The organism is Streptomyces sp. NPDC026246 (assembly GCF_055567995.1).
The window spans coordinates 486,168-503,519 of the sequence record NZ_JBVHPJ010000001.1 but is presented as its reverse complement, the minus strand read 5'-3'; the positions used below and the strand labels follow the sequence as shown (position 1 = coordinate 503,519).

Here is a 17,352-nt window from a genome sequence, read left to right as displayed (position 1 = left end):
CGCAAGGCGAGGATCAGGGCGCGGCCCACATGCCTCTGACGTGCCCGAGATGCCGGGTCATCACCGCCCGTACGGCCTCCTCGTCCCGCGCCAGCAGGGCGTCCAGGATCTCCAGGTGCTCCTCGGCGGACGCACGCAGCCGTCCCTGCTCCACCAGCGCCGTCAGTCCGTAGAGCCGCGAGCGGCGCCGGAGATCGCGCACCACGTCGACGAGGTGGCCGTTGCCGGCGAGGGCCAGCAGGCCGAGGTGGAAGCGCAGGTCGGCCTCGACGTAGGCGATGAGGTCGCCGTCGGCCGCGGAGCTGACGATCTCCTCGGCCACCGGGCGCAGCGCCCGCAGGGCGACCGGGTCGGCCGTCGCCGCGAGCCCCGCCGTCGTGGGGATCTCGATGAGCCGCCGGACGTGCGTGTACTCGTCGAGCTGCCGCTCGGAGACGGCGGTGACCCGGAAGCCCTTGTTGGGCACGGTGTCGACCAGTCCCTCCTTGGCGAGGTCGAGCATGGCCTCGCGCACCGGGGTCGCCGAGACGCCGAAGCGGGCGGCGAGGCCGGGGGCCGAATACACCTCCCCGGGACGCAGTTCACCGGCGATCAGGGCGGCCCGCAGCGCGTCCGCGACCCGCTCCCGGTGACTGGGCTTCCTGCTGCCGAGCACGGGCAGGGCGGGGTTGTGCTGCGGGGCCATGTCGGTCGTGGTTCCTCTCGGGTGTGCGGGGTGTTCCCGGCCTACAGGACGAAACCCGCGGGGAACGGGTCGTCGGGGTCGAGCAGGTACTGGGCGGTGCCGGTGATCCATGCCCGTCCCGTGAAGCTGGGCAGGACGGCCGGCCGGCCGGCGACCTCGGTCGTGCCGAGCAGTCTGCCGGTGAAACGGGTGCCGATGAAGGACTCGTTCACGAACTCGGTGTGCAGCGGGAGTTCACCGCGCGCGTGCAACTGCGCCATCCGGGCGCTGGTGCCGGTGCCGCAGGGCGAGCGGTCGAACCAGCCCGGGTGGATGGCCATGGCGTGCCGGGAGTGGCGGGCGGTCGAGCCGGGGGCCGCCAGGTACACGTGGTGCAGTCCGCGGATCGAGGGGTCCTCCGGGTGGACGGGCGGGTCCTCGGCGTTGACGGCGGCCATCAGCGACAGGCCCGCGGCGAGGATCTCCTCCTTGCGGGAGCGGTCGAAGGGCAGCCCGAACTGCTCCAGGGGCAGGATCGCGTAGAAGTTGCCGCCGAACGCCAGGTCGTAGGTCACCGTGCGGCCCTCGGGCAGGACGGCCGTGCGGTCGAGGCCGACGGCGAAGGAGGGCACGTTGCGCAGGGTGACCGCCTTGGCGGCCCCGTCCTCGACGGCCACCTCGGCCAGCACCGGGCCCGCCGGGGTGTCCAGGCGGATGGTGGTGACGGGTTCGACGGCCTCGACCATGCCGGTCTCGACGAGCACGGTGGCCACGCCGATGGTGCCGTGCCCGCACATCGGCAGATAGCCGGAGACCTCGATGTAGAGGACGCCCCAGTCGCAGTCGGGGCGGGTGGGCGGCTGGAGGATCGCGCCGCTCATGGCGGAGTGGCCGCGCGGCTCGTTCATCAGCAACTGCTTGACGTCGTCGCGGTGTTCGCGGAACCACAGCCGCCGCTCGTTCATCGTGGCACCCGGGACGGTGCCGATGCCGCCGGTGATCACCCGGGTCGGCATGCCCTCGGTGTGCGAGTCGACGGCGTGCAGGACGAGTCTGCTGCGCATGGCCCTACGCCCATCCGGCCGCGACGGCCTTCTCGGTGGCGGCCCGTACGGCGGCCTCCTGCTCGGGCGGCAGCGCCACGCGAGGCGGCCGGCAGGGGCCGCCGTGGCGGCCGACGACGTCCATGGACAACTTGATGGCCTGCACGAACTCCACCCGGGAGTCCCACCGCAGCAGCGGGTGCAGCTGCCGGTACAGCGGCAGCGCGGTCCGCAGGTCGCCGGCCACCGCCGCCCGGTACAGCTCGACCGAGACCCGGGGCAGGGCGTTCGGGTAGCCCGCGACCCAGCCCTTGGCACCCGCGACGGCCAGCTCCAGCAGGACGTCGTCGGCCCCGGCCAGCAGGTCGAGGTCCGGGGCCAGTTCGGCGATCCGGTAGGCCCTGCGGACATCGCCGGAGAACTCCTTGACGGCCCGGATGTGTCCCTCGCCGTGCAGCCGGGCGAGCAGTTCCGGCACGAGGTCGACCTTGGTGTCGACGGGGTTGTTGTACGCCACGACCGGCAGGCCGGCCTTCGCGACCTCCGCGTAGTGGGCGAGGACGGACCACTCGTCGGCGCGGTAGGCGTTCGGCGGCAGCAGCATCACCGACCGGCAGCCCGCCTCGGCCGCGTGCTCGGCCCAGCGCCGGGACTCCGCGGATCCGTAGGCGGCGACGCCCGGCATCACGCGCTCCCCGCCGACCGCCGCGACGGCCGTCTCGACGACCCGGGCGCGCTCCTCGGGCGTGAGCACCTGGTACTCGCCGAGGGAGCCGTTGGGCACGACGCCGTCGCAGCCGTTGTCCACCAGCCAGGCGCAGTGCTCGGCGTAGCGGTCGAAGTCCACGGAGAGGTCGGGGTTCAGAGGGAGCGCGGTGGCGACGAGGACGCCCCGCCAGGGGCGGTGTTCGGTCATGACTGTCCCTTCTCGGTGTGTTGCCGTGCGAGGACGCCGAGCGGCACGGGCCGGGCGAACGGCCGTCCGGGCGGGGTGGGCGGGCGGCCGGCGAGGGCGGCGACCGCCGTGTGGCACATGCGGCCCTGGCACCAGCCCATCCCCGCCCGGGTGAGCAGCTTCACGGTCCGCTCGTCGTCCGCCCCGAGGTCCAGGGCGCCGCGGACGTCGCCGGCGGTGACCTCCTCGCAGCGGCAGACCACCGTGTCGCCGGTGAGCTGCTCGGCCCAGTGCGCGGGCGGGGCCCAGGCGGTGTCGAGGACGGTGGCGGAACTCCTCTGCCGGGCCCGGGATCTGACGGCGGCGGGTGCGGGGGCGTGGCCGGCGCCGCGCAGACGGGCCGCGGCGGAGCTGCCGGCGATGTGCCCCTCGGCCAGGGCGAGGGCGGCGCCCCCGATGCCGGTGGTCTCCCCGGCCGCCCACACGCCGGGCACGTCGGTGCGCTGCTCGGCGTCGACGGCCACGCCGAGTCCGTCCAGGCGGCAGCCCAGGGCCCCGGCGAGGTCGGTGTGCGGGACCATGCCGTGGCCGACGGCCAGGGTGTCGCAGTCCAGTCGCCGTTCGGTGCCGGGCCGGACGCGGTCGTCGGGTCCGAGGGCGGCGATCGTGACGCCGGTCAGCCGGTCCTCGCCGTGGGCGCGGACGACGGTGTGGCGGGTGAGGACCGGCACACGGTGGCGCAGCAACCGGGCCGCGTACCCGGCGCCTTCGGAGGCCTTGGCGGCCAGGGCCCGGGCGTGGCGGGCGAGCCGCCGGGGGCCGGTGGACTCGACGAGGGCGGCGACCTCGACCCCGGCCGCGGCGAGGCCGGTGGCCACGGGCAGCAGCAGCGGCCCGGTCCCGGCGACGACGGCCCGGCGGCCCGGCACCGCCAGCCCGCCCTTGAGCATGGCCTGCGCTCCCCCGGCGGTGACGACGCCGGGCAGGGTCCAGCCGGGGAAGGGCAGGACCGTCTCGTGACCGCCGGTGGCCAGCAGCAGGGCCCGCGCGTGCACCTCGGCCGGCTCCTCCTGCCCGGGGCCGCACAGGGCGTGCACGGTGAAGCCGCCGGAGACCGGTTCCACGCACCAGACGTGATGCTCCGTCAGGACGTCCACGGCAGCGGCGGCGAGGCCGTCGCGCAGCCGCTGCCACGTCCGCCGGCGGTGGTGCAGCGCCTCGGGCCGGGTGGCGCCGAGGCCGGCCGCGGGCTGCCGGTAGAACTGCCCGCCCGGCCCGGGCGCGGCGTCGACGAGCGCCACCCGCACCCCGCGCGCGGAGGCGGCCAGGGCGGCCGCGAGACCGGCGGGTCCGGCCCCGATCACGGCAAGGTCAGTACGCACGACACGCCTCCCGGTGGGCGGTTCGGTGCCGGGGGGCGGTTCGGCCCCAGAGGGTGGTTCGGCTCCGGTGAGCGGTTCGATCCCGGTGGGCGGTTCGAACCCGGTGAGCGGTTCGGTCCAAGGGGGCGGTTCGGCTCCGGTGAACAGTTCGATCCCGGTAGGCGGTTCGAACCCGGTGAGCGGCTCGATCCCGGTGAGCGGCTCGGCCCCGGTGAGCGGCTCGGTCCCAGGGGGCGGTTCGGTCCCAGTGAGCGGCTCGAACCCTATGAGCGGCTCGATCCCGGTGGGCAGCGAGATCGGTGTGCGGGGCGCCGAACGGCGCGGGCTCAGTCCTCACGGCGCTCCTCCCCGTGACCGGACCCGACTTGGGTGACGATCGTGTCGCCGGGGTGCACCGGCACCAGGCAGGCGCGCTGGCCGGGCCGGTCGTTGACGGTCACCAGGCAGTCGAAGCAGACGCCGATCCCGCAGAACACCCCGCGCGGGCGGCCCTCGCGCCGGGTGGTCCGCCAGGAGGTCACGCCGGCCGTCCACAGCACGGCGGCGACCGTCTGCCCGGGCAGGGCCTGCACGGGGCGGCCGTCGAAGGTGACGGTGAAGGCGGGGCCGGGTCGGGCGCCCGCCAGCTCCAGGGGGTTCACGGGGCCTCCTGCGGGAAGCGGTCGGGCCGGAACGGCCCGAGGTCCAGGTCGGGCGGCTCACCGGTGAGCGCCCGGGCGATCAGCCGCCCGGTGCCGGTGGCGAGCCCGATGCCCGCGCCCTCGTGCCCGCAGGCGTGGAAGAGACCGGGCAGCCGGGGGTCGGGGCCGATCGCGGGCAGGTGGTCGGGCAGATACGGCCGGAAACCGGCGTAGGCGCGCAGGGCGCGGACGCGGGCGAGGAACGGGAAGAGCGCGGTGGCCCCGGCCGCGAGGGCCCGGACGGCCGGGAGTGACAACGTCCTGTCGAAACCGACCCGTTCGCGGCTGGCGCCGATGAGGACCGGCCCCGCGGGCGTGCCCTCCACCACCGGGGAGGTCTGCAGCGACGCCGAATCGCTGGCCACGTCGGCGACGTAGTCCGCGGCGTACACCTTGTGCCGGATCCGGGGCGGCAGCGGCTCGGTGACCAGGACGAAACCCCGCCGGGGCAGGACGGGCAGGCGGACTCCGGCGCGGGCCGCCACCTCGGCGCCCCAGGTGCCCGCCGCGTTGACGACCGCGGGAGCGTGCAGCTCGCCCCGGTCGGTCCGCACGCCGCGCACCGCACCACCGGATCCGCGCAGCACCTCGGTCACCTCCCGGCCGGTGAGCAGCCGGGCTCCGGAGGCGCGCAGGAGGTGCGCGGCCGCGAGGGCGGGCATCACCTGGGCGTCCTGCGGGTAGTGCATGCCGCCCGCGAGGCCGGGGGCCAGGTCGGGTTCCAGGTCGCGGAGCCCGGTCGCGGGCACCGGCACCGCCGCGACCCCGGCCGCCCGCTGCCCGGCGGCGAGCTTCTCCAGCCCGGCCAGGGCCGTGTCCCCGCCGGCCACGACCAGACCGCCCTTCGGTTCGTACTCGACGGCCCTGCCCAGCCCTTCCTCGGCCAGTTCGGCCCACAGGCGGGCGGACAGCAGGGCCAGTTCGAGTTCGGGGCCGGGTTCCTTGTCGGAGACGAGGAGGTTGCCCTCCCCCGCGCCGGTCGTCCCGCCGGCGACCGGGCCGCGGTCCACGACGACCGGACGCAGGCCGGCCCGGGCGGCGTACAAGGCGCAGGCGGCGCCGACCACTCCGGCACCGATCACCACGACATCGCAGGTCAGCGGCTTGCTCACGCCAGTACTATGTCACACACCACTCTGTCTGAGAAGGGGTCCGGCACGGGGAGGATCCGCGAAGAGGCCGGCTCCGGATGCTCCCGGCCGCGCGAGGTCAGCCGGTGGCCGGGACGACCCGGAGGTGGGAGGCGGCACGGCGGGGGCGGCGGTCCCGGGACGGGGTGCGACGCGCGTCACGCAGCACGAACGTGAGCCGGGTGCAGCCCAGTTCCTCCAGCGTGCGGGAGGTCTCGGCGACGATCCGGCACTCGACGGCGCCCCGCCGCGGGTCCGGGTGCAGCAGCGGCCGTACGGCGCCGTCCTGCTCGACGGCGTCCTCACCGACCGAGCGGATCCAGTGCGGCAGGCCGTGCCGGTAGGCGGCCTCCATGATCGGGTCCTGGGCGATGTCCCGGCGGACGGCCTGGAGCCCGTGATCGGGTCCGTGCGTCTCCACGGTCCGGGCGAAGTGCGCGAGCATCGGCAGACACCAGCTGGACTCGTGGTCGCCGAGGACCGCGGGCGCGTCGGGGTGGAAGAGCACGAACCGCAGGAAGTTGTCGCCCGGCATGGCCGTCGGGTGCGGTCCGACGGCGGCGAAGAGTGACCGGAAGGCGCTGTTGGCCAGCACCACGTCCCAGCGGTGGTCGACGACGAGCGACGGGGAGGCGACTGTCTCCAGCAGCCCGGCGTAGTCCTCCAGGTAGGCCTGGATCTCGGGAGTCTCGGCGACGGGCCGCGGTGCCGGCCGCTGCCCTCCTGCGTGATATGCCATCGGGAGGTCACCCCTCTTGCCTGTGCGGCCCTGACGCGGCGCCCCGATCCTGCTGCCCGCAGCCGAGGCGTGTCAACTATCGTGGCATTTCGCGGCTGTTGACGGCTGAAATTGGCCACAGTTGTGGCGAGACCTGGATGTGAGTTCGAGGCACCGGCTACGCTCCGGTCAGTTCACGCCGGGGTAGGTCACGGCATCTATATGTGAGAAGCCTGTGAGAGACGTAGGAGATCTGTCGGTGACGGGTGGCTTCGTCGAAGGTCCGGGCGCCACGCAGGCTGTTGTGCTGCCGGCCGTCGTCTCCCGTGTCACCGCGCTCGCCGACCGGCTCGGCGTGCCGCACGCCGAGGTCTTCGACACCGGCCGGCTGTCCGCGGCCTCCGGGGTGCCGGAGTCCGTGGTCAAGGCCCTGCTCGGCGGCCGGCCCGCCGGTGAGCCGGATGTGCAGGCCCGGTTCCTGCAGCGTCTGGACCTGCTGCGCCGCACCCGGCTCAAGCCCAACGGCCGCAGATACACCCAGCAGGAGATCGCCGACGGCGCGGGGATGTCCCGGCAGCAGGCCGGCGCTCTCATCAACGGCGACCGGCGGCCGACCATGGAGCACTGCGACGCACTGCAGCGGTTCTTCCGGGTGCACGCCGGGTTCCTGACCGCCGAGGACCCCGAGGCCCTGGTGAGCGCGTTGCAGCACACCGAGCAGGAGTTGCTGCAGAAGCTCGCCGACCGGGAGCGTCAGGCTGCCGCGGCGGTCGACGACCCGCTGGAGCGGCTGCTGCAGGACCACGGCGTGCGCGGCATCGCCTGGCGTGCCGCGCAGCTGCCCACCGACCAGCACCGCGACAAGGTCGCGGAGTGGCTGGACATGCTCCTGGAGAGCGTCAAGCGGCCCGAGTCGTGACCGTGGGGAGAACTGTGGGCATCGGTAGGGAAATGCGCCGCCTGTGCGGCGAACTGGTCGCGGAGCTGACCCTCCCCGCGCCGGCGCGTCCGGAGGAGCTGTACGCCGCGCTGTGCGACGGCATGAGCAGACGCCGCGGCCGCCCCGTGCGCTTCCGCACGGCCGCCTTCCCACCCGGCACCGCGAGCGGGCTCTGGCTCGACATGGCCGAGCAGGACCTGGTGGTGATCGAGGAACGCACGGCCCCCGAGCACCAGTTGGTGATCCTGGGGCACGAGCTGTGGCACATGAAGGCGGGGCACTGCTCCCACCACGTCGAGGGTGCGGCGGTCGCCGCCCGGCTGCTCGACGACCGCGCCGATCTGCAGGCGACCGTGCTGAAGGTCGCCGCGCGCACCCGCTTCGACCTCGACGACGAGCGCGAGGCGGAGAGCTTCGGACTGCTGCTCGCCAGCAAGTGCCGGGCCTGGCTGGCCGGTTCCGCCTCCCGCGCCCCGGTGCAGCGCGACCACCTGGCCGGGCGTATCGAGGCGTCCCTGGGGTACCGCGGCCCGCAGGGCTGACGGCCCCCCGCGGGTGTGGCACGGGGCGGTCGCGTCTGCGCCGAGCGGGCGAACCGGAGGGCGGCGGGACCGGATTGTCAGTGGTGGGCGGCAAGCTGGGGGTGCGCACCGCTGTGCGGGGCGTCGTGCCCTGGCGGGCGCGGGACCGATGACGCCGACACGGGGAGAGCCGACCGATGCCGACCGCCGTACTGACCGACCGTGAACGCACCGCCGTCCAGGCGTACCTGCGTCTGCTGCACACCGTCCGGGCGGCCTTCGACCGGGACGGCGGCCCGCCCGTCGTGCCGCCCGCGGTGCTCGCCGAGGCGGAACAGGCCCTTCGGGAGGCGGGCCTGACCGGCAACGAGGAGGCGTTCTTCCGCCTCCTCGAGAGCTGGTGCCCGGAACCGGGGCCCTGAGCCGGCGAGTCCCGGGGAGCCGCACCGCAGGTGCTCGGGTTCGTGAAGCGGTCCCCGGGAGCCGCACCGGCAGGTGCTCGGGTTCGTGATGCGGTCCCGCTCAGGCGTGCGGGACCGCCACGGCCGTGGCGATCAGGCCCCGCCCCGTCGTCCAGCGGCCTTCGAAGTGGTCGAGGCGGCGGCCGCCCACCCGGGGGCCGGGGACGAGGAGCGCCGCGCGGAAGCTGCCGTCCTCGGCGAGTTCGACGTCCGCCTCCGTGAAGTCGAGCCACTCCCGGGTGAGGGGGAACCACGCCTTGTAGACGGACTCCTTCGCGCTGAACAGCAACCGGTCCCAGTGCACGTCGGGGCGCCGGTCGGCGAGTCGCCGCAGCCGCTCCGCCTCGGCCGGCAGGGACACGGTCGACAACACCTCCTCGAACAGCGGCTCGTGGACCTCGGCGTCGATGCCCAGGGAGGCCAGGTCGCAGGCGCGGACCAGTGCCGCGGCGCAGTAGTCGTCGCAGTGGGTCATGCTGCCGACCAGCCCGGCCGGCCAGCCCGGGGCGCCCCGCTCCCCCGGGAGGACCGGCTGCGGCGGCACTCCGAGCTTCTCCATGGCACGCCGGGCGCAGGAGCGCACGACGGCGAACTCCCGCTGCCGCTTGGCGACCGCCCGTGTCAGGACCGCCGCCTCCTCGGGGAAGAGCTCGGCGGCCGCGACGTCCCGGCCGTACGCTTCCACCGTCACCACGGCGGGGGGCAGCAGTTCCTCGATCACCGTTCCTCGCTCACTCGGGGCGCCGCGGCACATCCGTCCGGCGCCGGGGCGGCGGACGGCGGTTGACGGCGATCACGGGCGGCGGGCAGCCGGCCCGCGGACAGGCCGCCGGCGGACGGCGACCGCCCCGCGCCCTCGACCGTCGACGTCACCTTCGCCCCCCTGAATGCCCCTGCGCACGCCTGCTCAAGAGATCACATCACGGGCCGCGGCGACAAGGCCGGCCGGGTGCCCGGCGGGCGGCGCGAACGTTCACACGGGCGTTGCACGACGGGGCTCGCGGAAGCCGTATGATCGCCCCGACACCACCGCCGTGAACTTCCCTGTGAACAGGGCGGTTTGGTGACCCTCCCTCCTCCTGCCCGGGCACGGGCCGCCGAGCCCTGCCCGCGAACCATGAAAGGCGGCCCGGATGGTCTCTCGCGTACGCGTCTGGCTCAACCGCACGTACGCGGAGAACGTGTTCTTCATGGATCAGCTGCGGAGGAATCCCGGCGACCGGGCCGTCGAGATCCACGCCACGCACGGCGACCCGGACTCCCCCGTGCTGGCCGCCGCCGACACCGCGGAGCTGGAACCCGAGAACCTGTCCCCGGCCGGGTACGTCGAGTACGCGCTGGACCAGTGCGCCCGGCGCGGCATCGACGTGTTCGTGCCCCGGCTCCACCAGGCGGCGATCGTGGCGCACCGCGCCGAGTTCACGGCGGTCGGCACCGCGCTGCTGGCGCCGCCGCCCGAGGCGGTGGCCCTCTTCGAGGACAAGGTGGTCGCCTACGAGGCGGTCCAGTCGATCGGCGTGCCCGTACCGCCCTGGTGGAGGGCCCGGACCGCGGACGAACTCCTCGCCGCGGTCGGGGAGCTGGAGGCGGCCGGGCACCGGGCCTGCTTCAAGCCGGCCTCCGGGGCGGGCGGGGTGGGCTTCCGTGTGATCACCCGCAGCCCCTTCTCGCTGGCGCAGCTCGACGGGTTCCCCAGTCCGTACGTGCCGCTCGACCTGGTGCTGGAGGCGCTGCGCGGGGCCGAGGAGCCGGTCGACTGGCTGGTGATGCCCCGCCTGGAGCAGCCCGAGGTGTCGGTGGACTGCCTGACCGGCCCGGACAACCGGGTCCGGCTGGCCGTCGGCCGCACCAAGAACGGCCGGCGCCGCGGCTTCACCCTGCACGAGCAGTGGCTGGAGCCGGCCCGGCGGATCGCCGAGGGCTTCGGTCTGCACCACCTGTCCAACATCCAGTTCCGCATGTTCGGCGAGCGGCCGGTGCTGATGGACGTCAACACCCGCCCGGCGGGCGGGCTGCACCAGCTGTCCCTGTGCGGGCTCAACGTGCCGTGGGCGGCGGTGCGGCTGGCCCTCGGCGAGGACCCGGGCGAGATGGACCCGCCGTTCCTGGGGCAGGATTACACGGTGGTGTCGGGGTTGCGCCCGCTGCGGCCGGTGTCCGTCCCGCAGCAGCGGCAGGCGGCCTCCGAGCCCCTCCCGGCGGTACCCGCCCCGGCGGGGCCGGTCGACGCGGGCGCAGCGGCAGCGGCGCCCCTTCAGGACCTCGCCGCGAGCGCCTCGCGCCAGACGGGGCTGTCCACGTAGTGGTTGTCGAAGCGCTCCGAGGAGGCCGCGATCTCCTCGGGGCCGGCTTCGCCGCGCATCACCCGGCCCAGCAGCCGCAGGTAGTCGAACCGGCCCGCGCCCGGGGTGAAGACGAACAGCACGTCGGCCGTCTCTCCGGGCGCGGCGGCGAAGGCGTGCGGGGTGTGCGGCGGCACCAGCAGGAAGTCACCGGCCCGCAGCACGGTGATCTCCTCGCCGACCAGGACCTGGAGCGCGCCGTCGAGCACGAAGAACAGCTCGGCCGCCTCGGTGTGCAGATGGGCGGGCGCGCCGGCCGCGCCCTCGGCGAAGGTCGACCGGTAGCTGGTGAGCCGGCCGCCGGTGTCCCCGGAGTCGGCGAGGAGGGTCATCACACTGCTGGGGTCACGGGTCTGCTCGGCCTCGGCGGCGCGGGTGAGGACCGGCGGGAAGTCAGGGGTGGGGGACGTCTGCTGCTGATGCGTCGTCATGGTGACGAGCCTAGACAGCCGGGTGACCCGGGGCAGGGGGCATTCCGCCGCCGGTTTCGTGGGTCAATCCGGTGTGATCGGCGGCGGCCCGCCTCCCGGTTCGGCTCCGGGTCCCGGTCATCGTCCAGCGGCTTCTCACCGGCGTTCACCTGAGGTACGCGAGCCCCGGGTGGACCTCGGTGTAGCCCTCGACCAGCTTGCGGGCGACGTTCACGGAGTCGACGAGGGGGTGCAGCGCGAAGGCCTTCACGGCCGTCGCGCGGGATCCCGTCCGGGCGGCTGCCAGCACCTCGCGCTCGACGGCCTTGACCGCGCAGACCAGCCCGGTGGCGTGGCCGGGCAGCGGGTCGACGGCGACGGGGTGGGCGCCGTTGGCGTCGACGAGGCAGGGCACCTCGATGACGGCCTCGTCGTCGAGCACCGACAGGGTGTGCCGGTTGCGGACGTTGAGGATCAGGGTGGTGCGCTCGTCGCGGGCGATGGCCCGCATCAGGGCGAGGGCGACCTTCTCGTAGCCGCCGGACAGGTCGTCCTCGTCGCGCTCGCCCGCGCCGGCGCTCTCGCGGTTCTCGGCCATGTAGGTCGCCTCGCGCTCGGCGCGGGTGTCGTCCCATGCCTTCAGGGCGGAGGTCCCCGGGTCCGCGACCTGGGCGTAGAAGCGGGCCTGCTGGTCGCGCAGGAAGGCGCCGCGGGTCTTCTCCGCCTGCCGGTAGGCGCTCACGGCCTCGCGGTTGAAGTAGTAGTAGTGCAGGTACTCGTTGGGGACGGCGCCCAGGGAGCGCAGCCAGTCGGCGCCGAAGAGCTTGCCCTCCTCGAAGGAGCCGAGCAGTCCCGGGTCCGCGAGCAGGCGCGGCAGTTCGTCCCGGCCGGCCACGCGCAGGCCGCGCACCCAGCCGAGGTGGTTGAGGCCGACGTAGTCGATGAACGCCTCGCCCGGGTTGCGCACGCCCAGTACGCGGGCGATGCGGCGGCCGAGGCCGACCGGGGAGTCGCAGATCCCGATGACGCGGTCGCCCAGGTGGCGGGACATGGCCTCGGTGACCAGTCCGGCCGGGTTGGTGAAGTTGATGACCCAGGCGCCGGGGGCGAGCCGGGCCACGCGCGCCGCGATGTCCTCGGCGACCGGCACCGTGCGCAGTCCGTAGGCGATGCCGCCCGCGCCGACCGTCTCCTGGCCGAGGACGCCCTCGGCCAGGGCCACGCGCTCGTCGTCCGCCCGGCCCTCCAGGCCGCCGACGCGGATCGCCGAGAACACGAAGTCGGCGCCGCGCAGCGCCTCGTCGAGATCGGTGGTGGCGCTCACCTCGGGGGCGTCGGGGACACCCGCCGCCTGTTCGGCGAGGACGCGCGTCACCGCCGAGAGCCGTCCGGCGTCCAGATCGTGCAGGACCACACGGGTGACGCGGCCCTCGGCGTGGTCGGTCAGCAGAGCCCCGTACACCAGCGGCACACGGAAGCCTCCGCCGCCCAGAATCGTCAGTCTCACCGGGTTCCTCCGCCTCCGTACGCCGCGCGCGGCGCGCCGGGGACCCCGGGCACGCGCCGCCTTCTTCGACTTGTTCGCCCGCGGGCCCACTCCGGCCCGCCGTCCCGGGGTCCGGGCCCTGGCGGTGCACCGCGCCCGGCGGGCGTCCGGCCGCGCGTCCGGTCCGCTGCCGGACGGGCGTTCACGTCCGCGCGGACCACGACCCGGTCGGTGTGCACCTGCCGGGCCGGGCGGTGGGCGGTCGTGCCGATGCCGAGCAGGACCGATGGGCCGTCGGTGATCGGCGCGGCGGCGCTGTCGGCTGTCGCGTCCCTCTCGGAGACGCGCACCTCGACGTCCGTCACGGCCGCGGGGCCACCCGAGCGCAGGGCGCGCAGGATGCATCGGTGTCGCCGTTCAGCCAGCACGCCGTGCACCTTACTCGTCACCTCCGCCCACCCTCGTGCTCGTCTCTGGGCACGATCGCCCGGGTCGAACCCCTCGCACCCGGTGAGGCGGGCTCACCTCTCCTGGGGCGGTGGGGTCATGGCCCAGCGGATGGTCCGGGTCAGGGCGACGCCGGCGGGCCGTACGGCGAGGTCCTCGACGACCGGGACCCGGGGCAGCCACAGCAGGGAACGGGCCCAGGGGGGCAGCGCGGTGACGGCGTTGACGACGAGCCCGCCGTAGAAGGGCCGAACGGGCAACGGCAGGGGCGGCCGGAACAGCAGGAAGCGGGCGGCGGCCCGCGCCTCGGGCGTGGCCCGCAGCTCGGGCCGGTAGGCGGCCAGCCGCCCGGCCAGTTCGCGGCGGTCGCGCGGCGGATCGACCGCGCCCAGGGCCTCGGCGACCCGCGCGGTGTCGGCGATGTAGGCGTCCTGGCCGGCGGCGTCCAGGGGCCGGGCACCGTAGCGCGTGTGGGCGCGCAGGAAGCTGTACGCCTCGGCGGCGTGCACCCAGCCGAGCAGGTGCGGGTCGGCCGCGTGGTACGGCTCGCCGTCGGCCGTGGTCCCGCGGATCCGCTCGTGGATGGCGCGCACCTGGTCGACGGCCCGTTGCGCGTCGTCGGCGGTGCCGTAGGTCGTCACCGCCAGGAAGGTGCTGGTGCGCTGCAGCCGCCCCCACGGGTCGCCGCGGTAGCCGGAGTGCCCGGCGACGGCCGCCATCGCCAGCGGGTGCAGGGACTGCAGGAGCAGCGCGGTCAGCCCGCCGATGAACATGGAGGCGTCGCCGTGGACCGTGCGGATCGGCCGGTCGGGGCCGAACCAGCGCGGTCCCGGTGTGTCGTGGATGCGGGCGCGGGTCTGCGGTCCGCCCGGGCCGGCGACGCGCCGGAACAGGGCCCGGCCCAGCTGCTCACGGACCTCGGTCAGCACGGTCGGCCTCCCTTCTCCCGCTCTCCAGTGTCCGGCAGGGGCCCGCCCGTCCGGGAGGGGCGGGCCGCCGCTGTCAGGAGCGGTGGTCCGCCGCCCGGCGGTCGGCCTCGCCCCCGGCCCCGAGCGGCCCGGTGGAGCGGAGCGGCTCCCGGGCCTCCAGCCGGGGCAGCGTGCGGCGCGTCACCCGAAGCACCACCGGCGGCAGGGCCGGGCGCACCGGCTGCGTCAGCCGCAGCCAGGCCGGCGCGTAGACGGCCGTGCGGCGGCGCTCCATGGCCCGCACCACCCGGGCGGCCACCACGTCCGCCGGGTACACGCGGCGGGCCGGCGCGGGCATGTGACCGCGCAGTTCCCGCAGGACGTCGTACCGGTCGAAGTCGCGGATCATCTCGGTGTCGGTCCAGTTGATGTAGGCGATGCCCACGGCGACGCCCCGGTGCGCCACCTCCGCCCGCAGGGAGTGCGCGAAGGCCTCGACGCCCGCTTTCGAGGCGCAGTAGGCGCTCATCAGCGGGGCGGCGCCGATCGAGGCCAGGGAGGCCACCTGAAGGTGGTAGCCGGCCGTCTCCAGCAGGTCCGGCAGGAACACGCGGGCCGTGTGCGCGCTGCCGGTGAGGTTGACCTCGATCACGCGGCGCCAGGAAGCCGGGTCGGAGGCGAGGAACGCACCGCCCTCGGCGATTCCCGCGTTGGCGACCACGGCCGAGGGGCGGCCGAGGGCGGACCGTACGGTGTCCGCGGCGGTGTGCAGGGCGTCCAGGTCGGTGACGTCCGCCGCGACGGCCAGGGACGGCCCCGGCAGGGACGCGGCGACGGCCTCGAGGGCGTCCTTCTCGTGTCCGAGGAGCGCCACCCGGGCGCCGCGCCGGGAGGTCTCGAGCGCCAGCGCGGCGCCCACCCCGCGGGCGGCCCCGGTGATGACGACCGTGCGTCCGGCCAGTGGGCTGCTGTGCATGAGGGCCTTCCTTCCCGGCCGCGTCGCCGCGGCCGGATCAGCGCCGGCTTCCGGTGCGATCGCGGCGGGTCAGGATCCGCTGCACGCCCGCCAGCCCCGGCGCGCGGTGGCGGCGCAGCGCGGCCCGGGCGGCGTTGGCGCCGGGCGCGCCGTGCACTCCGCCGCCCGGGTGGGCCCCGGAGGAGGCGAGGTACAGGCCCGGCACGGGGGTCTCCGGGCGGCCGGTGCCCGGCAGGGGGCGGAAGAAGAGCTGCTGGTGCATGGCGGTCGTGCCGCCGTTGATGGCGCCGCCGGCCAGGTTGGCGTCGAGCGCCTGGAGGGTGGGCGGCGCCAGGATGCGGCGGCCGCGCACGAGCGCGCGGAAGCCGGGTGCGAAGCGCTCCACCTGGCGCTCCACGCGGTCCGCCATGAGCTCCTGCTCCTTGGCGTCCCAGCTGCCGGTGATGCCCTCGTCGGCGGCGTCGGCGCGGACGTCGTGCGGGAGGTGGGTGTAGGCCCAGGCCGATTCGGTGCCGCGCGGGGAACGGGAGGCGTCGGAGGTGGTCATCTGCCCGAAGATCAGGAACGGGCGGTCCGGGACCTGCCGCATGGCGATCTGCGCGGCGAAACGGGTCAGCTCGTCCACCCCGTCGGCGAGGTGCACGGTCCCGGCCCGGGACGCCTGCCCGGCCTGCCAGGGCACGGGGCCGTCCAGGGCCCAGTCGACCTTGAAGGTGGCGAAGTCCCACTGGAAGTTCCGCAGGTCCCGCAGCAGTTGGGCGGGCAGGTGCTCGGCTTCGACGAGCTCGCCGAACAGGGCGGGGGCCGACACGTCCGCCAGCACGGCGTGCCGGGCCCGCACGGCGTCACCGCCCGCCGTCCGCACGCCCAGCGCCCGCCCGCCGCCGATGACGACCCGCTCGACGCGCTGTCCGCACCGCACCCGCCCGCCCCGGCTCTCCAGGCGCCGCACGAGGGCCGCGGTCAGCGCGCCGGAGCCGCCGGCGGGGACGGGGAAGCCGTAGGTCTGCCCGAGCATGGCCATCAGCCAGCCGAAACCGCCGCTGCCCGCCGACTCGGGGGCGAGGTCGGCGTGCAGCGCGTTGCCGGCGAGGAGCAGCCGGCCTCCCTCGCCGCGGAACTCCTCCTCGCCGAGCCGGCGCACCGGCAGCACCAGGGAGCGGGCCATGCGCAGCCCGCCCGCCGCGCGCAGCCGCACCCCCAGGCGCGCCACGGCGCGCACCGGCGGGAACGGGGTGAACAGGGCGTCCACGATGTCGCCGCGCAGGCTCTCCCAGACGTCGTGCAGCCGCTGCCAGGCCTCGCCGTCGCCCGGCGCGAAGGCTTCCAGGGACGCGGCGGTGGTCCCGGGGTCGCGGTCCAGCAACGCGCAGCGTCCGTCGGAGAGCGGATGCGCGACCACGCTGGGCGCGTGGCTCCACCGCAGGCCGTGCTCCTCCAGGCGCAGCCCCGCCACGATGGGCGAGGCCGCGGCGAGCGGGTAGAAGGAGCTGAACATGTCATTGACGTAGTCGGCGTGCACGCCCCGGTCGTGGCGGACCGCGCCGCCGGGTTCGGGCTGCTCCTCCAGGACCTCGACGCTCCACCCGGCGTCCGCCAGGACGTTGGCCGCGACCAGGCCGTTGGGGCCCGCGCCGATCACCACGGCATCAGGCACGGCCGGCTCCGCCCGCCCCGTCGGCCGCGGTGACCTGGCCGAGCGGGCGCCGGGTCTCGTACGCGTCGTCCTTCTCGTCCGTGCCCTCGCACAGCCGGGCCAGCCGGGCCAGCATGGCGCGGTGGCGGAGCTGGATCAGGGCCTCGAAGCCCACGTTGTGCAGCCGGCCGCCGGCGCCGCGCAGGGGGTGTTCGTCGACGATGACCAGGCAGTTCTCGCCCCACGGCCGCAGCTCGATGGCGATGCGCGCGGTGCCGAGGGCACCTGCCTTGGCCTCCAGCTCCAGCCGGCTGCCCTCCTCGCAGACGCGGACCACCGTCTCGTTGTCCAGTTGCACCGGTCCGAGCCGGACCTGGTAGGCGATGGCCGCGTCCTCGTGCGGCCACTTCCCGCGCACGGGGTGGGACTCGGAGGTGCCCACCACCCATTCCGCGTAACGGTTGCCGTCGGCGAGGACCTCCCACACCGCGCTCGGCGGGACTCGGATCAGGTGATGGCGTACGGCCACGGGAACCTCCTGCTGCCTGGACCGGTCGGTCAGTCGTCCCTCACGGGTTCCCCGGCGAGCCCGGTTCAACAGCGTCGGCTTCCTCCCCTCAGCCGGATGGAGGAGGGTCCGTCGAGCGTCCCCTGCGGTTCGTTTCCCAACTCCGCCCACCTTCGCGCCCCTTCGCCCCGTCCAGCCGAACACC

General features: G+C 75.1%; 18 protein-coding genes and 1 pseudogene. 4 read left to right on the top strand and 15 right to left on the bottom strand.

The window, feature by feature from the left end:
• Positions 1-13 precede the first annotated feature (13 nt).
• The 7 genes from ACZ4M5_RS02180 to ACZ4M5_RS02150 form a co-directional block, all read right to left on the bottom strand.
• Positions 14-685 carry a GntR family transcriptional regulator gene (locus ACZ4M5_RS02180; protein WP_467732130.1) on the bottom strand — a complete coding sequence of 224 codons (672 nt, stop codon included), beginning with the start codon at positions 683-685 and terminating at the stop codon, positions 14-16.
• Positions 686-726: 41 nt separating this feature from the next.
• Positions 727-1,728, bottom strand: a complete 1,002-nt coding sequence (locus ACZ4M5_RS02175; protein WP_467732128.1) for a proline racemase family protein — start codon at positions 1,726-1,728, stop codon at positions 727-729.
• A gap of 4 nt (positions 1,729-1,732) precedes the next feature.
• A complete protein-coding gene (locus ACZ4M5_RS02170) occupies positions 1,733-2,623 on the bottom strand; it encodes a dihydrodipicolinate synthase family protein (RefSeq protein WP_467732126.1) in 891 nt (296 codons plus the stop codon).
• Positions 2,620-3,984, bottom strand: a complete 1,365-nt coding sequence (locus ACZ4M5_RS02165; protein ID WP_467732124.1) for an FAD-dependent oxidoreductase — start codon at positions 3,982-3,984, stop codon at positions 2,620-2,622. Before ACZ4M5_RS02165 ends, ACZ4M5_RS02170 begins: the two co-directional genes overlap by 4 nt.
• 326 nt (positions 3,985-4,310) lie before the next feature.
• The gene (locus tag ACZ4M5_RS02160) at positions 4,311-4,625 is read right to left on the bottom strand and encodes a (2Fe-2S)-binding protein (protein WP_467732122.1); all 315 of its coding nucleotides are present in this window, start codon (positions 4,623-4,625) and stop codon (positions 4,311-4,313) included.
• Positions 4,622-5,776 carry an NAD(P)/FAD-dependent oxidoreductase gene (locus ACZ4M5_RS02155; RefSeq protein WP_467732120.1) on the bottom strand — a complete coding sequence of 385 codons (1,155 nt, stop codon included), beginning with the start codon at positions 5,774-5,776 and terminating at the stop codon, positions 4,622-4,624. The genes ACZ4M5_RS02160 and ACZ4M5_RS02155 overlap by 4 nt, the downstream gene beginning before the upstream one ends.
• Positions 5,777-5,873: 97 nt before the next feature.
• Complete coding sequence (locus ACZ4M5_RS02150; RefSeq protein ID WP_467732118.1) at positions 5,874-6,533, bottom strand: MmyB family transcriptional regulator; 660 nt, start codon at positions 6,531-6,533, stop codon at positions 5,874-5,876.
• A gap of 238 nt (positions 6,534-6,771) precedes the next feature.
• On the opposite strand from ACZ4M5_RS02150, the gene ACZ4M5_RS02145 reads away from it, so the two are divergent.
• The 3 genes from ACZ4M5_RS02145 to ACZ4M5_RS02135 all read left to right on the top strand — a co-directional run bounded on the left by ACZ4M5_RS02145 (position 6,772) and on the right by ACZ4M5_RS02135 (position 8,395).
• On the top strand, positions 6,772-7,431 hold the full coding sequence (locus ACZ4M5_RS02145) for a helix-turn-helix domain-containing protein (protein ID WP_467732116.1): 660 nt from the start codon (positions 6,772-6,774) through the stop codon (positions 7,429-7,431).
• Positions 7,432-7,463: 32 nt separating this feature from the next.
• Entirely contained in the window at positions 7,464-7,994 is a 531-nt protein-coding gene (locus tag ACZ4M5_RS02140; RefSeq protein WP_467732832.1) for a toxin-antitoxin system, toxin component, read from the top strand.
• Positions 7,995-8,170: 176 nt separating this feature from the next.
• Positions 8,171-8,395, top strand: coding sequence for a hypothetical protein (locus ACZ4M5_RS02135; RefSeq protein ID WP_398107895.1), 225 nt, complete (start codon positions 8,171-8,173; stop codon positions 8,393-8,395).
• Between the two features lie 100 nt (positions 8,396-8,495).
• On the opposite strand, the gene ACZ4M5_RS02130 is transcribed toward ACZ4M5_RS02135, so the two are convergent.
• A complete protein-coding gene (locus ACZ4M5_RS02130; RefSeq protein ID WP_467732113.1) occupies positions 8,496-9,155 on the bottom strand; it encodes a 4'-phosphopantetheinyl transferase family protein in 660 nt (219 codons plus the stop codon).
• Positions 9,156-9,567: 412 nt separating this feature from the next.
• On the opposite strand from ACZ4M5_RS02130, the gene ACZ4M5_RS02125 reads away from it, so the two are divergent.
• Positions 9,568-10,737: an ATP-grasp domain-containing protein gene (locus ACZ4M5_RS02125; RefSeq protein WP_467732111.1), complete on the top strand. Its 1,170-nt coding sequence runs from the start codon at positions 9,568-9,570 to the stop codon at positions 10,735-10,737.
• Here ACZ4M5_RS02125 and ACZ4M5_RS02120 read toward each other — a convergent pair.
• The 7 genes and pseudogenes from ACZ4M5_RS02120 to ACZ4M5_RS02090 form a co-directional block, all read right to left on the bottom strand.
• Entirely contained in the window at positions 10,689-11,207 is a 519-nt protein-coding gene (locus ACZ4M5_RS02120; RefSeq protein WP_467732109.1) for a cupin domain-containing protein, read from the bottom strand. The genes ACZ4M5_RS02125 and ACZ4M5_RS02120 overlap by 49 nt on opposite strands.
• A gap of 145 nt (positions 11,208-11,352) precedes the next feature.
• A complete protein-coding gene (locus ACZ4M5_RS02115) occupies positions 11,353-12,693 on the bottom strand; it encodes a 6-phospho-beta-glucosidase (RefSeq protein WP_467732107.1) in 1,341 nt (446 codons plus the stop codon).
• 194 nt (positions 12,694-12,887) lie between these two features.
• Positions 12,888-13,100 (bottom strand): annotated as a pseudogene (locus ACZ4M5_RS02110) (ArsR family transcriptional regulator); the annotation flags it as partial.
• Between the two features lie 93 nt (positions 13,101-13,193).
• Positions 13,194-14,048, bottom strand: coding sequence for an oxygenase MpaB family protein (locus tag ACZ4M5_RS02105; RefSeq protein ID WP_467732105.1), 855 nt, complete (start codon positions 14,046-14,048; stop codon positions 13,194-13,196).
• Positions 14,049-14,121: 73 nt separating this feature from the next.
• The gene (locus tag ACZ4M5_RS02100; RefSeq protein ID WP_467732103.1) at positions 14,122-15,003 is read right to left on the bottom strand and encodes an SDR family oxidoreductase; all 882 of its coding nucleotides are present in this window, start codon (positions 15,001-15,003) and stop codon (positions 14,122-14,124) included.
• A gap of 37 nt (positions 15,004-15,040) precedes the next feature.
• Positions 15,041-16,660 (bottom strand): phytoene desaturase family protein, encoded by a 1,620-nt coding sequence (locus ACZ4M5_RS02095; RefSeq protein WP_467732101.1) that lies wholly within the window; start codon positions 16,658-16,660, stop codon positions 15,041-15,043.
• Positions 16,653-17,168: an SRPBCC family protein gene (locus ACZ4M5_RS02090; protein ID WP_467732099.1), complete on the bottom strand. Its 516-nt coding sequence runs from the start codon at positions 17,166-17,168 to the stop codon at positions 16,653-16,655. Before ACZ4M5_RS02090 ends, ACZ4M5_RS02095 begins: the two co-directional genes overlap by 8 nt.
• Positions 17,169-17,352: the final 184 nt, after the last annotated feature.

What these genes read in the sequence shown, in the direction of transcription:
- ACZ4M5_RS02175 (WP_467732128.1), bottom strand. Translation starts at nt 1,728, where the DNA reads ATGCGCAGCAGACTCGTCCTGCACGCCGTCGACTCGCACACCGAGGGC.
- ACZ4M5_RS02180 (WP_467732130.1), bottom strand. Translation starts at nt 685, where the DNA reads ATGGCCCCGCAGCACAACCCCGCCCTGCCCGTGCTCGGCAGCAGGAAG.
- ACZ4M5_RS02140 (WP_467732832.1), top strand. Translation starts at nt 7,464, where the DNA reads ATGCGCCGCCTGTGCGGCGAACTGGTCGCGGAGCTGACCCTCCCCGCG.
- ACZ4M5_RS02100 (WP_467732103.1), bottom strand. Translation starts at nt 15,003, where the DNA reads ATGCACAGCAGCCCACTGGCCGGACGCACGGTCGTCATCACCGGGGCC.
- ACZ4M5_RS02120 (WP_467732109.1), bottom strand. Translation starts at nt 11,207, where the DNA reads ATGACGACGCATCAGCAGCAGACGTCCCCCACCCCTGACTTCCCGCCG.
- ACZ4M5_RS02135 (WP_398107895.1), top strand. Translation starts at nt 8,171, where the DNA reads ATGCCGACCGCCGTACTGACCGACCGTGAACGCACCGCCGTCCAGGCG.
- ACZ4M5_RS02150 (WP_467732118.1), bottom strand. Translation starts at nt 6,533, where the DNA reads ATGGCATATCACGCAGGAGGGCAGCGGCCGGCACCGCGGCCCGTCGCC.
- ACZ4M5_RS02125 (WP_467732111.1), top strand. Translation starts at nt 9,568, where the DNA reads ATGGTCTCTCGCGTACGCGTCTGGCTCAACCGCACGTACGCGGAGAAC.
- ACZ4M5_RS02170 (WP_467732126.1), bottom strand. Translation starts at nt 2,623, where the DNA reads ATGACCGAACACCGCCCCTGGCGGGGCGTCCTCGTCGCCACCGCGCTC.